Consider the following 13,258-nt stretch of genomic DNA (forward strand, 5'->3'; position numbering starts at 1 on the left):
CAAGCGACACATATTCTTTAAGAAGTTTATAGATTAATCAGAATATTCCCATCAGCGCCGACCTGCCCGCTGACCACCTGGCCAGAGGGCATTCGCACCCGCGCGTTCTGGGCAACGGCGGCGTTATTTAACGCCTGGCCTTCACTATTAATACTAAAGCCTTCACCCTGCGCAACCACCATGACTTTTTGCCCGGCTTTCACCCGCCATGACTGGCGCACCATCGACAGCTGAAGCGGCTGGCCTATCGCCACGTCGCGCAGGCTGATGGCATCTTCTGCCTGCGACAGCGTGAGCATCGTACGCGGCGGTAGCTGGTCGAGTCGCCCACGCATCAACGCCACGCTCTGTGCTTCGATGGGGGCTCCGCGCACGATGGGGGCGGCGGCGACCACGTAGTTACCCATCGCTTGTACGTTGACCTGTAAAAACTGTTTCGCGTTTCCGCACTGGGCCTGCACCGTCAAATTTCCCCACAGCCGCGAGTTGCCCGGCGTGCTGAACGTGGGCGCTTCGCAGGCAAGCGGCTGGCGTTGCGTATTGCGCAGACTCACGCTGACTTCATCGCTAAAACCGGCAAGCCGCTGGCTAAAAAACGCAGTCAGCTGCGTCTGAATATCGGCCGCCTGAACCAGCGGGCTAAAGGCCAGTATCGCAGCGGTGAGTGGGGCAATGAGCTGACGCATTGAACGCTCCAGTGGGTGGCGAATGGACGTATTTTACCCATCTTGCGATGACATCAACGCAACAAATAGCGACGCATATTGCGTTTATTCCGGCGATGACGCGCGCGTAATGAGAATTAAGCTGTCGGCTGAAACTTTGTCATTAGCGGAGGAGACATGCTCGATAAACTCGACGCCGCATTACGTTTTCAGCAAGAGGCATTAAACCTGCGCGCCGAACGGCAGGAAATTCTGGCTGCCAATATCGCGAACGCCGATACCCCAGGGTTTCAGGCGCGCGATATTGATTTTTCCAGCGAACTTAAAAAAGTGATGGCGCGCGGACGTCCGGAAAACAGCGGCGTGGCGCTGACCCTGACCTCTGAACGGCATATTCCAGCCCAGGCGATCTCTACGCCCAACGCCGATCTGTTGTATCGCATTCCTGACCAGCCCGCGTTGGACGGCAACACCGTCGATATGGACCGGGAACGCACGCAGTTCGCCGATAACAGCCTCCAGTACCAGACCGGGCTTTCGGTTCTGGGCGGACAAATCAAGGGCATGATGAGTGTCCTGCAGGGGAACTAATCCATGGCATTACTCAATATCTTCGACGTTGCCGGCTCCGCGCTAACCGCGCAGTCCAAACGTCTTAACGTGGCCGCCAGTAACCTGGCGAACGCCGACAGCGTAGCCGGGCCGGACGGCCAGCCGTATCGTGCCAAACAGGTGGTGTTCCAGGTGGATGCTCCGATGGGGGCAGCGACCGGCGGCGTGAAGGTGGCCGACGTGGTGGAAAGCCAGGATCCGGACAAGCTGGTTTATCAACCGGGTAATCCGCTGGCGGACGCTAAAGGCTATGTACGTATGCCGAACGTGGATGTCGTGGGAGAGATGGTTAACACCATGTCGGCGTCACGCAGCTATCAGGCGAACGTCGAGGTTCTCAATACCGTGAAGAGCATGATGCTCAAAACGCTGACGCTTGGGCAATAACGGAGGTCACCGATGTCTGTCGTAGCCAATATTAACGATACCACCAGCAGCAGCGCGACTTCGTCATCGTCGTCGCTCAGCAGTTCCGGCACCAACAGTTCGTCCGATCTGCAAAGCAGCTTTCTGACGCTGCTGGTCGCTCAGCTGAAAAACCAGGATCCAACCAATCCGCTGCAAAACAACGAACTCACCTCACAGCTGGCGCAGATCAGCACCCTGAGCGGCATTGAGAAGCTCAACACCACGCTGGGGTCTATCTCCGGACAGATCAACAGCGGCCAGTCGCTGCAGGCCAGCGCGCTGGTCGGCCACGGGGTGATGATTCCGGGCAGCACCATTCTGGCAGGCAAAAACAGCAGCGATGAGACCAGCGTGGACACCACGCCGTTTGGTATTGAGCTGACGCAGGCCGCTGAGAAGGTGACGGCCACTATCGTCGACGGTACCGGTAAGGTCGTCCGCACGCTGAACTTAGGGGCGCAGACCGCGGGCGTACATACCTATACCTGGGACGGCAAGATGGACGACGGTACCGCAGCGCCGGACGGCGCCTACAACATCAACTTTGCCGCCAGCCAGGGCACCACGCAGCTGGTGGTTCAGCCGCTGCAGTTCGCACTGGTGCAGGGCGTCACGCTCGGCAGCGATGGCAACAAACTGGATTTGGGAACGTACGGCACCACCACGCTGGATCAGGTTCGCCAGATTATTTAAGCCTTTAACTATTTCAGGAGAGACGTTATGGCCTTTTCACAAGCGGTCAGCGGTTTAAACGCGGCTGCCACCAACCTCGATGTTATCGGCAACAACATCGCCAACTCCGCCACCTATGGCTTTAAATCGGGGACCGCCTCGTTTGCCGATATGTTCGCCGGCTCCAAAGTCGGGCTGGGGGTCAAAGTGGCGGGAATTACCCAGGACTTTACCGACGGTACGACAACCAACACCGGCCGCGCGCTGGACGTGGCAATCAGCCAGAACGGCTTCTTCCGCCTGGTGGATGCCAATGGTTCCGTTTACTACAGCCGTAACGGCCAGTTTAAGCTCGATGAAAACCGCAATCTGGTCAATACCCAGGGCCTGAGCGTGACCGGTTACCCGGCTACCGGTTCACCTGCGACGATCCAGCAGGGGGCTAACCCGGTTGCGCTGACGATTCCGAATACGCTGATGTCGGCAAAAGCGACGTCGACGGCAGCGATGCAGATGAACCTGAACTCCACCGACAGCGCTATTACCAAGACCTTTAACGCCAGCGATCCGGATACCTACAACAAAAAGGGTACCGTGACGGTTTATGACACCCTCGGTAACGCCCATGACATGAACGTTTATTACGTGAAGAACACGGATAACAAGTGGGATGTCTGGACGCTGGACTCTAGCGTCAGCGGCGCAACCCCGGTGAAAGCGGCGCAGATGGAGTTTTCCTCTAGCGGCACGCTGCTTGGCGTCACGAACTATAAAGCGGATGCCACCGCAACGGACGGTTGGGCTCTGGATACGGCAACAGGCGCGAATGCGGCTCCGCAGATCAATATTACGCTCGCAGGGTTAAATGGCTCCGCCACTAACACCACGTTCAGCCTGAGCTTCCTCAACTCGATGCAGCAGAACACCGGTTCGAACGATATCGTCGCCACCACTCAGAACGGCTTCGCGCCGGGCAACCTGGTGAGCTACCAGATCAACGAAGACGGCACGGTGGTGGGTAACTACTCCAACCAGCAAAGCCAGCTGCTGGGGCAGATCGTGCTGGCGAACTTCGCCAACAACGAAGGCCTGAAGTCGGAAGGCGACAACGTCTGGTCGGCAACTCAGTCTTCCGGTGTCGCGCTGCTGGGCACCGCCGGTACCGGTAACTTCGGCTCGCTGACCAACGGTGCGCTGGAAGCATCCAACGTTGACCTCAGCAAAGAGCTGGTGAACATGATCGTCGCGCAGCGTAACTATCAGTCGAACGCGCAGACTATCAAGACCCAGGATCAGATCCTCAACACGCTGGTTAACCTGCGTTAATCGCTTAACAGGGTAACGTTATGGATCACGCCATATACACGGCCATGGGTGCCGCCAGCCAGACCATGCAGCAGCAGGCGGTCACGGCGAGCAACCTGGCCAACACCTCGACGCCGGGCTTTCGCGCCCAGCTGACGGCGATGCGCGCGGTGCCGGTGGTCGGCCCGATTGTGGAAACCCGTACGCTGGTTGCCGCCACCACGCCGGGGGCGGATATGACGCCCGGGCAGCTCGACTACACCGCGCGTCCGCTGGACGTCGCGGTGCAGCAGGACGGCTGGCTGGCGGTACGCGCGGCCGACGGCACGGAAGGGTATACCCGCAACGGTAATATCCAGGTCAGCGCCACCGGACAGCTGACTATCCAGGGCAACCCGGTCATCGGCGAAGCCGGACCGCTGAACGTGCCGGAAGGCTCGCAGGTGACCATTGCCGCCGATGGCACCATCTCCGCGCTCACCCCGGGGGACCCGCCGAATACGGTGTCGCCGGTGGGCAAACTGAAGATGGTCAAAGCTAACCCGACCGAAGTCGCCCGCGGCGATGACGGGCTGTTCCACCTGACGCCGACGGCCATTGCCGCGCGCGGGCAGGCACTGCAGGCCGACCCGACGCTGCGCCTGCAGTCCGGCGTGCTGGAGGGGAGCAACGTGAAACCTGTGGCGGCGATGGCGGATATGATCGCCAGTTCGCGCCGTTTTGAAATGCAGATGAAGGTTATCAGCAGCGTGGATGAAAACACGCAGAAAGCTAACCAGCTGCTGTCCATGAGCTAAGGAAAATTATGATCAGTTCATTGTGGATCGCCAAAACCGGTCTCGACGCGCAGCAAACCAATATGGACGTTATCGCCAACAACCTGGCGAACGTCAGTACTAATGGTTTTAAGCGCCAGCGCGCGGTGTTTGAAGACTTGCTCTATCAAACCGTGCGCCAGCCGGGTGCGCAATCATCCGAGCAAACGACGCTGCCTTCCGGCCTGCAGATCGGTACCGGGGTACGCCCCGTCGCCACCGAGCGCCTGCACAGCCAGGGCAACTTGTCGCAAACCAATAACAGCAAAGACGTGGCGATCAAAGGCGAAGGGTTCTTCCAGATCCTGCTGCCGGATGGCTCGTCGGCGTATACCCGCGACGGCTCGTTCCAGGTTGACCAGAACGGCCAGCTGGTGACCTCCAGCGGCTATCAGGTGCAGCCGGCGATCACCATTCCGGCGAACGCCATCAGCATCACCATTGGCCGCGACGGGATCGTCAGTGTGACCCAGCAGGGGCAGGCGAATCCGGTGCAGGTGGGGCAGTTGAACCTGTCGACCTTCATGAACGAAACCGGTCTCGAAAGCATCGGGGAAAACCTGTACATCGAAACCCAGGCGTCGGGCGCACCGAACGACACCACGCCGGGCTTGAACGGCGCGGGGCTGCTGTATCAGGGCTATGTTGAAACCTCGAACGTCAACGTGGCGGAAGAGCTGGTCAACATGATTCAGGTGCAGCGTGCGTACGAAATCAACAGTAAAGCGGTATCGACGACTGACCAGATGCTGCAAAAACTGACGCAGCTGTAACGGTAAGCAGGGCGACTACATTGCCGGATGGCGACGCTCACGTTGCTTATCCGGCCTACGGACTTCCATCGTTTGTTGGCCGGATAAGGCGAAGCCGCCATCCGGCACTCCGTCGCCAGGCTGAGCGACGCGAGGCCGAGATGTTCCCGAGATTCAGAAGAAGAAAACAATGCAAAAATCCGCAGCGTTTCGTTATCCGCTTTTAACCGTCATCGCCATGAGCGTGGCGGGATGTGCATGGATCCCCTCTAAGCCGCTGGTCGAAGGGGCGACGACCGCACAACCGATCCCCGGCCCGGTGCCGGTGGTGAACGGTTCTATTTTCCAGACCGCTCAGCCGATTAACTACGGCTACCAGCCGCTGTTTGAAGACCGTCGTCCGCGCAATATTGGCGATACGCTGACCATTCAGCTGCAGGAAAACGTCAGCGCAAGCAAGAGCTCGTCAGCGAATGCCAGCCGCGATGGCAAAACCAGCTTTGGCATTGATACGGTGCCGCGCTATCTGCAAGGGCTGTTTGGCAATGCGCGCGCCGACGTGGACTCCTCCGGCAGCAACTCGTTTAACGGTAAGGGCGGCGCGAATGCCAGCAATACATTTAGCGGCACGCTGACCGTGACCGTCGACCAGGTGCTGGTCAACGGCAACCTGCATGTGGTGGGTGAGAAACAAATCGCCATCAACCAGGGGACCGAATTTATCCGCTTCTCCGGCGTGGTTAACCCGCGCACGATCAGCGGTAGTAACACCGTTCCGTCGACGCAGGTGGCGGATGCGCGCATCGAATACGTCGGCAACGGCTATATCAACGAAGCGCAGAATATGGGCTGGCTGCAGCGTTTCTTCCTTAACTTATCGCCGATGTAACGAGGTGAACCATGTTTAAAACTCTGCTTACTCTGGCGCTGGTGCTGGTCACCGGCCTGGCGCACGCCGAGCGCATCCGCGATCTGACCAGCGTCCAGGGCGTCAGGGAAAACTCGCTGATAGGCTACGGTCTGGTCGTGGGCCTGGACGGCACGGGCGATCAGACGACCCAGACACCGTTCACCACCCAGAGCCTGAATAACATGCTGTCGCAGCTGGGGATCACCGTCCCAGCGGGCACGAATATGCAGCTGAAAAACGTGGCGGCGGTGATGGTAACCGCACAGCTACCGGCCTTTGGTCGTCAGGGGCAGACCATCGATGTGGTGGTCTCTTCCATGGGCAACGCCAAAAGCCTGCGCGGCGGCACGCTGCTGATGACCCCGATGAAGGGCGTCGACAGTCAGGTGTATGCGCTGGCTCAAGGCAACATTCTGGTCGGCGGCGCGGGCGCGTCGGCGGGCGGCAGCAGCGTTCAGGTGAACCAGCTTAACGGCGGGCGTATCACCGGCGGCGCGACCATTGAACGCGAGCTGCCGAGCCAGTTCGGCGCGGGCAACACCATCAATCTGCAGCTCAATGATGATGACTTCACTATGGCGCAGCAGATTGCCGACACCATTAACCGCCGCAGCAGCCTGGGTAACGCCACCGCGCTGGACGCGCGTACCGTCCAGGTGCGCGCGCCGGTCGGTGGCAGCGGTCAGGTGCGGTTACTGGCCGATATCCAGAACCTGGAAGTGGGGATGCCGCCGCAGGACGCGAAGATCATTATCAACTCGCGTACCGGTTCGGTGGTGATGAACCGCGAAGTGACGCTGGATACCTGTGCCGTGGCGCAGGGCAATCTCTCCGTGTCGGTTAACCGTTCCGCGCAGGTCAGCCAGCCGGATACGCCGTTCGCCGGTGGTCAGACGGTGGTTACACCGCAAACCCAGATAGACCTGCGCCAGAGCGGCGGTTCGTTGCAGAGCGTGCGAGCTAGCGCCAATCTTAACAACGTAGTGCGCGCGCTGAACGCACTGGGCGCTTCGCCAATGGAGCTGATGTCGATTATTCAGGCCATGCAGAGCGCGGGCTGCCTGCGCGCCAAGGTGGAGATTGTCTGATGCTGACAGACAGCAAATTACTGTCCAGCGCCGCGTGGGATGCGCAGTCGCTGAACGAGCTGAAAACCAAAGCCGGGCAAGACCCGCAGGCCAACCTGCGTCCGGTGGCGCGTCAGGTGGAGGGGATGTTCGTGCAGATGATGTTGAAAAGTATGCGCGAAGCCCTGCCCAAAGACGGGCTGTTCAGCAGCGATCAGACCCGGCTCTATACCAGTATGTATGACCAGCAAATCGCCCAGCAGATGACCGCCGGGAAGGGCCTTGGCCTGGCCGATGAGATGGTCAAACAGCTGTCGGCGCAGCAGCAGGAACCGGCTGACTCCGTCGGCCAGGTTCCGATGAAGTTTGATATGCAAACGGTCACCAGCTACCAGAACGCCGCGCTGACGCAGATGGTGCGTAAAGCGCTGCCGAAGGCGCCGGACAACAGCGATACGCCGCTGTCCGGCGACAGTAAAGACTTCCTCGCACAGCTGTCGCTGCCCGCGCGGCTGGCGAGCGAGCAGAGCGGTATTCCGCATCACCTGATTCTGGCGCAGGCGGCGCTGGAATCCGGCTGGGGCCAGCGGCAGATTCGCCGCGAGAACGGTGAACCAAGCTTTAACCTGTTTGGCGTGAAAGCGTCCGGCGACTGGAAGGGCAAGGTTACCGAGATCACCACCACAGAATTTGAAAACGGCGAGGCGAAAAAGGTGAAGGCGAAGTTCCGCGTTTACGGCTCGTATCTGGAAGCGCTGTCTGACTATGTCAGCCTGCTGACCCGCAACCCGCGCTATGCGGCGGTGACCTCGGCGGCGACGGCAGAGCAGGGCGCGCAGGCGCTACAGAACGCCGGATATGCGACCGATCCGCAGTACGCGCGCAAGCTGACCAGCATGATTCAGCAGTTGAAATCAATGAGCGATAAGGTCAGCAGCGCCTACCGAAATGATATTGAAAATCTGTTCTGATTCATCTCAAGTTTGCCGTCCGCCAACCGATAAGTAATACCATGGTCTTAAGAAGGAGCGTTCATGTCCAGTTTAATTAACAGCGCGATGAGCGGGCTCAGCGCCGCGCAGTCGGCGCTGAATACCACCAGTAACAACATCGCAAGCTATAACGTCGCCGGCTACACGCGTCAGACAACGGTGCTGGCCTCTGCCAACAGTACGCTGGGTGCCGGCGGTTGGGTGGGCAACGGTGTGTACGTCTCTGGCGTGCAGCGTGAATATAATGCCTTCATTACCAACCAGCTGCGCTCGGCGCAGAGCCAGAGCAGCGGTTTAACCACCCGCTATGAGCAGGTGTCGAAAATTGACAATATGCTCTCCAGCTCAACCAACAACCTGTCGACAACGCTGCAGGATTTCTTCAGCAGCCTGCAAACGCTGGTCAGCAACGCCGAAGATCCGGCGGCGCGCCAGACCGTGCTCGGCAAGGCCGACGGCGTCGTGAACCAGTTTAAGGTGACGGATCAGTATCTGCGCGATCAGGACAAGCAGGTTAACCTGTCGATTGCCTCGAGCGTTGATCAGATCAACAACTACACCTCACAGATCGCCAGCCTCAACGACAAGATCTCGCGCCTGACCGGCGTGGGCGCCGGAGCGTCACCGAACGACCTGCTGGACCAGCGCGATCAGCTGGTGAGCGATCTGAACAAGCTGGTGGGCGTGGAAGTCAGCGTGCAGGACGGCAGCACCTACAACATCACCATGGCCAACGGCTATACGCTGGTGGCGGGGACGAAGTCAAACCAGCTTGCCGCGGTACCGAGCAGCGCAGACGCGTCGCGCACGACCGTAGCGTATGTGGATAATGTAGCCGGCAACGTGGAAATCCCGGAAAAACTGCTGACCACCGGTTCGCTGGGCGGCCTGCTGACCTTCCGTTCACAGGACCTGGACCAGACCCGTAATAGCCTGAACCAGATGGCGCTGGCCTTTGCCGACGCGTTTAACCAGGTGCATCGCGGCGGGATTGATGCCGATGGCAACACCAACGTCGATTTCTTCGACTTCGGCGATCCATCGGTAGTGGCTAACGGTAAAAACAGCGGTAAAGCCGAGCTGACGGCGACGATGACCAGTTCATCGGCGGTGCTGGCGACCGATTATCGTATTACCAAAACCGATTCCGGCTGGGAAGTGACTCGTCTGTCCAACAACACGAGCGTGACGCTGGACCCGACCAGCGACGCGCAGACTCTGGTGTTTGATGGTCTGTCGGTCAAAGTTGACAGCACCAAGGGCGCTGCCAACACCGGCGACAGCTTTACCGTTAAACCGGTCAGCGACACCATTGTGAATATGAAGGTGGCCATCAGCAGTGAATCGCAGATTGCGATGGGGCTGGCGGATACCACCACTGGCACGAGCGTGGGTGAAAGCGATAACCGTAACGGACAGAAGCTGCTGGATCTGCAAAACAGCAAGGTAGTCGGCGGATCGAAGACCTTTAACGATGCCTACGCCGCGCTGGTCAGTAATATCGGTACCCAAACGGCGACGCTGAAGAGCAGCAGTACCACTCAGGCGAACGTGGTGACCCAGCTGAGCAATCAGCAGCAGTCTATCTCCGGGGTTAACCTCGACGAAGAGTACGGTAACCTGCAGCTGTTTCAGCAGTACTATCTGGCCAATGCGCAGGTGCTGCAAACCGCCAGCACGCTGTTCGATGCATTAATTAATATCCGCTAAGGAAGGGGGCAGCCATGCGCGTGAGTACCATCATGATGTACCAGCAGAATATGAGAGGCATCACGGACTCTCAGTCTGAATGGTTAAAGTACGGCGAACAGATGTCTACCGGCAAGCGGGTTAACCGTGCCTCAGATGACCCGGTCGCCGCGTCGCAGGCGGTGGTGCTGTCACAGGCCCAGGCGCAGAACAGCCAGTACGCTACCGCGCGAACCTTTGCCACCCAGCGCGTATCGATTGAAGAAAGCACGTTGTCGCAGGTGACCACTGCGATTCAGTCGGCGCAGGAGAAGATCGTTTATGCCGGTAACGGCACGCTGAGCGACGATGACCGCGCTTCGCTGGCAACCGACCTGCAAGGGATCCGCGACCAGTTAATGAACCTGGCCAACAGCCAGGACGGTAATGGGCGTTACATTTTTGCGGGCTATAAAACGGATACGCCACCGTTTAGCGATGATGGCACCTACGTCGGCGGCAATATCAACGTTGAGCAGCAGGTGGATTCGTCGCGGACCATGGTTATCGGGCATACGGGCAATCTGATTTTTGATAATGCGACCAGCAATGCCAAGCCGGATGCGGATAAAAACATTTTTACCGCGCTCGATACGGCCATTGCTCAGCTGAAAATCCCGGTCGCTGACGATGAAACCGCCCAGGCGACGGCATCGGCGGCGATTGATAAAACTAACCGCAGCCTGAGCAATGCGTTGAATAACGTGCTGACCGTTCGCGCCGAACTGGGCACCCAGCTCAATGAGCTGGATAAGCTGGATTCCCTGGGCGATGATCGTGCGCTGGCGCAAACGCAGCAGATGAGCAACCTGGTGGATGTGGACTGGAACTCGACGATTTCCAACTACACCATGCAGCAAACGGCGCTGCAGGCGGCCTATAAAGCCTTTACCGATATGCAGGGCATGTCACTGTTCCAACTGAATAAATAACAACATGCAGTTTTGAACATGTCTGGAAACTGGATATGTTTTTGTCGCCCGCGTCACTACCCCGTCGCGGGCTTTTTTTCCTGTTTTATCGCGCGTTAAGCGCCGTCTGGCGCAGACGGTAGGTTTCACTCACGCGAATAGCCAGCGCCACCAGGCCTGCGACCGTCGCTAACGCCACCACGCCTTCCCAGCCCGCCAGTGAATACACCTGCGTGCCCAGCACGGAGCCCACGGACATGCCGATAAACACGCCGGTAAACAGCAGCGCATTCAGGCGACCGCGCGCCTGAGGTTCCAGGCTATAGACCAGATTCTGGTGCGCCACCAGGCTTGATTGCAGACCCAGGTCAAAGCCGATGGCGGAGATGGCAATCAGCGCCAGCTGGGCCATCGGCGGCAGGGCAGGCAGCAGGAACATCAGGGCAAACGAAATGCTGACCAGCAGAGCACCCAACTGGGTAACCTTTTCCGCGCCTACTTTATCGGCTAAACCACCTGCCAGCGGGGCGGCCAGCGCGCCCGCCGCCCCGGCGATACCAAAACCCCCGGCGACCGCGCTACCCATGTGGTAACGTTCGGCCAGCATCACCGCCAGCGTTGACCAGAAAGCACTAAAGGCGATGGACAGAAAGCCCTGCGCCATCGCGGCGCGGCGCAGCGTGGGATAACGACGCCACAGGTGCGCCATCGACATCATCAGCGCCGGGTAGCGCAGCTCGGAGTGGGCGGTAAAGTGCGGCAGCACGCGCCACAGCAGCGCGCCAATCAGCGCAATACTGACGGCGGCAGCCTGATACATCACGCGCCAGCCGAACAGCTCACCCACCACGCCGCTGACGGTACGCGACAGCAGGATCCCTAGCAGCAGGCCGGTCATGACCGTGCCGACCATCTTCCCTTGCTTACCCGCCGGGGCGAGGATGGCCGCCGCCGGAACGATGTCTTGCGCCATGGTGGCCGCCATACCGATGAGCAGGCTGACCGCCAGCAGCGAGTGAAACTGCTGGGTCAGGCTGTAAACAAGCAGCAGCGCTGCCAGCGACAGGCTTTTAAGCAAAATGAGCGTGCGGCGATCGTAGCGGTCGCCGAGCGGCAACAGGAACAAAATGCCCAGCGCGTAGCCGGCCTGGGTCAGCGTCGGGATAAGCCCCATCCCTTCAACGCTCAGCTTCAACGTTTCCCCCATCAGCGGCAGCAGCGGCTGAGCATAGTAGATGGCGGCGACGCTAAAGCCTGCGCCAAGCGCCAGGACAAAAATCATCAGGCGGGATGCCTGAGTGTGGATATGTTCGGTTTTCATGGTGTCATCCTCAACGGTGTATGCCGCGTATTCTCTGCTTCTTCAGGGTGGTGCGGTAGCCGCAGCGGTGGTAAAACAGTTATACGTTTCGCGTATAGGTAATATGGTTATGAAAAGAAATGAGCGTATAGATCGCGTCGAGCTGATGCGCACCTTCATTCGCATCGTCGAGTCCGGCTCGCTGTCGGCGGCGGCGCGACAGCTGGAAACCACGCAGGCGACCATCAGCCGTCGCCTGCAATCGCTGGAAGCGCTGCTGGGGGCGAAGCTGCTGCTGCGTTCGACCCATGCGATGAAGCTGACTGACGACGGCGAACGCGCTTACCAGCACGCGCGGCAGGTGGTCGACGCATGGCTGGCGCTGGAGGACGCGCTGCAGCTTACCGAGGAACAGCCGGTGGGGACGCTACGCGTACGTGCCCCGCATGCGTTCGGCCAGCAGCAACTGCTGATGCCGCTGGTGGGATTCCTGGCGCGCTACCCGCAGCTTTCCGTGGAGTGGATGTTGCACGACAGGGCGGTGGATTTTATTAGCGATAATATTGACTGTGCGATTCGGGTTGGCGCTGAGGTCGATCCGGCAACGGTTTCGGTACTGCTGGCGGAAGTGCCGCGCTGTACCGTAGCCTCACCCCAGCTGTTGGCCCACTATCCGACGATAGCCGGGCCCTCCCAGCTATCTGCGCTGCCGTGGATTGCCATCAGTACGTTCTATCAGCATGAGGTTGTGCTGCACCATGTGGAACGCGGGCTGAGTGAGAATATTGCGATCGCCGCCCGTTTGAGCACCGACAGCCTGTATGTGGCAAAGAACGCGGCGCTGGCGGGGCTTGGGGCGGCGGTCGTATCAAGCTGGACGGTGGAAGAGGAGCTGGCAAACGGTACGCTGGTGGAACTGCTGCCGGAATGGCAGGCAGCGCCGCTGCCGGTCCATCTGGTCTACCCGTGGGCGCGCTATTATCCGGCGCGTCTGCGCACGTTTCTGAACCTGATGCGCGAAGTGATGCCGCAGATTGCGGGGATGCGGCTGCCGGAGCAGGACTAGAAGGCCCCAGGCCTGGCGCTAGCAGCCACTCGACGGATAAAAAAAATCGGCCGCG

At 59.5% G+C, this 13,258-nt stretch carries 14 protein-coding genes; 12 read left to right on the forward strand and 2 right to left on the reverse strand.

What is annotated here, in order from left to right; genetic code table 11:
- Positions 1 to 26: 26 nt before the first annotated feature.
- Positions 27 to 686: a flagellar basal body P-ring formation chaperone FlgA gene (gene flgA, locus H7R58_RS09030; protein ID WP_106926294.1), complete on the reverse strand. Its 660-nt coding sequence runs from the start codon at positions 684 to 686 to the stop codon at positions 27 to 29.
- A gap of 156 nt (positions 687 to 842) precedes the next feature.
- On the opposite strand from flgA, the gene flgB reads away from it, so the two are divergent.
- From flgB to flgL, 11 genes are all read left to right on the forward strand, one after another.
- Entirely contained in the window at positions 843 to 1,256 is a 414-nt protein-coding gene (gene flgB, locus H7R58_RS09035; RefSeq protein ID WP_106926296.1) for a flagellar basal body rod protein FlgB, read from the forward strand.
- 3 nt (positions 1,257 to 1,259) lie between these two features.
- Positions 1,260 to 1,664 (forward strand): flagellar basal body rod protein FlgC, encoded by a 405-nt coding sequence (gene flgC, locus H7R58_RS09040; protein WP_064549094.1) that lies wholly within the window; start codon positions 1,260 to 1,262, stop codon positions 1,662 to 1,664.
- Between the two features lie 12 nt (positions 1,665 to 1,676).
- A complete protein-coding gene (flgD, locus tag H7R58_RS09045; RefSeq protein ID WP_106926298.1) occupies positions 1,677 to 2,378 on the forward strand; it encodes a flagellar hook assembly protein FlgD in 702 nt (233 codons plus the stop codon).
- Between the two features lie 27 nt (positions 2,379 to 2,405).
- Positions 2,406 to 3,683 (forward strand): flagellar hook protein FlgE, encoded by a 1,278-nt coding sequence (gene flgE / locus H7R58_RS09050; RefSeq protein ID WP_106926300.1) that lies wholly within the window; start codon positions 2,406 to 2,408, stop codon positions 3,681 to 3,683.
- A gap of 20 nt (positions 3,684 to 3,703) precedes the next feature.
- On the forward strand, positions 3,704 to 4,459 hold the full coding sequence (locus tag H7R58_RS09055) for a flagellar basal body rod protein FlgF (protein ID WP_106926302.1): 756 nt from the start codon (positions 3,704 to 3,706) through the stop codon (positions 4,457 to 4,459).
- 8 nt (positions 4,460 to 4,467) lie between these two features.
- Positions 4,468 to 5,250 carry a flagellar basal-body rod protein FlgG gene (gene flgG, locus H7R58_RS09060; protein WP_182929101.1) on the forward strand — a complete coding sequence of 261 codons (783 nt, stop codon included), beginning with the start codon at positions 4,468 to 4,470 and terminating at the stop codon, positions 5,248 to 5,250.
- A 169-nt stretch (positions 5,251 to 5,419) separates the two neighbouring features.
- On the forward strand, positions 5,420 to 6,118 hold the full coding sequence (flgH, locus tag H7R58_RS09065; RefSeq protein ID WP_106926307.1) for a flagellar basal body L-ring protein FlgH: 699 nt from the start codon (positions 5,420 to 5,422) through the stop codon (positions 6,116 to 6,118).
- 11 nt (positions 6,119 to 6,129) lie between these two features.
- Complete coding sequence (locus H7R58_RS09070) at positions 6,130 to 7,227, forward strand: flagellar basal body P-ring protein FlgI (protein WP_106926309.1); 1,098 nt, start codon at positions 6,130 to 6,132, stop codon at positions 7,225 to 7,227.
- A complete protein-coding gene (gene flgJ, locus H7R58_RS09075) occupies positions 7,227 to 8,177 on the forward strand; it encodes a flagellar assembly peptidoglycan hydrolase FlgJ (RefSeq protein ID WP_106926311.1) in 951 nt (316 codons plus the stop codon). Before H7R58_RS09070 ends, flgJ begins: the two co-directional genes overlap by 1 nt.
- Before the next feature lie 63 nt (positions 8,178 to 8,240).
- On the forward strand, positions 8,241 to 9,908 hold the full coding sequence (gene flgK / locus H7R58_RS09080; RefSeq protein ID WP_182929100.1) for a flagellar hook-associated protein FlgK: 1,668 nt from the start codon (positions 8,241 to 8,243) through the stop codon (positions 9,906 to 9,908).
- Between the two features lie 14 nt (positions 9,909 to 9,922).
- Entirely contained in the window at positions 9,923 to 10,858 is a 936-nt protein-coding gene (gene flgL, locus H7R58_RS09085) for a flagellar hook-associated protein FlgL (RefSeq protein WP_106926315.1), read from the forward strand.
- Between the two features lie 85 nt (positions 10,859 to 10,943).
- Here flgL and H7R58_RS09090 read toward each other — a convergent pair whose 3' ends face one another.
- Positions 10,944 to 12,158, reverse strand: a complete 1,215-nt coding sequence (locus tag H7R58_RS09090) for an MFS transporter (RefSeq protein ID WP_106926317.1) — start codon at positions 12,156 to 12,158, stop codon at positions 10,944 to 10,946.
- Between the two features lie 103 nt (positions 12,159 to 12,261).
- On the opposite strand from H7R58_RS09090, the gene H7R58_RS09095 reads away from it, so the two are divergent.
- Positions 12,262 to 13,203, forward strand: coding sequence for a LysR family transcriptional regulator (locus H7R58_RS09095; protein ID WP_413774307.1), 942 nt, complete (start codon positions 12,262 to 12,264; stop codon positions 13,201 to 13,203).
- Positions 13,204 to 13,258: the final 55 nt, after the last annotated feature.

It is taken from the genome of Klebsiella sp. WP4-W18-ESBL-05, from assembly GCF_014169075.1.
In the GTDB taxonomy this organism is placed as follows: Bacteria; Pseudomonadota; Gammaproteobacteria; order Enterobacterales; family Enterobacteriaceae; genus Kluyvera; species Kluyvera ascorbata_B.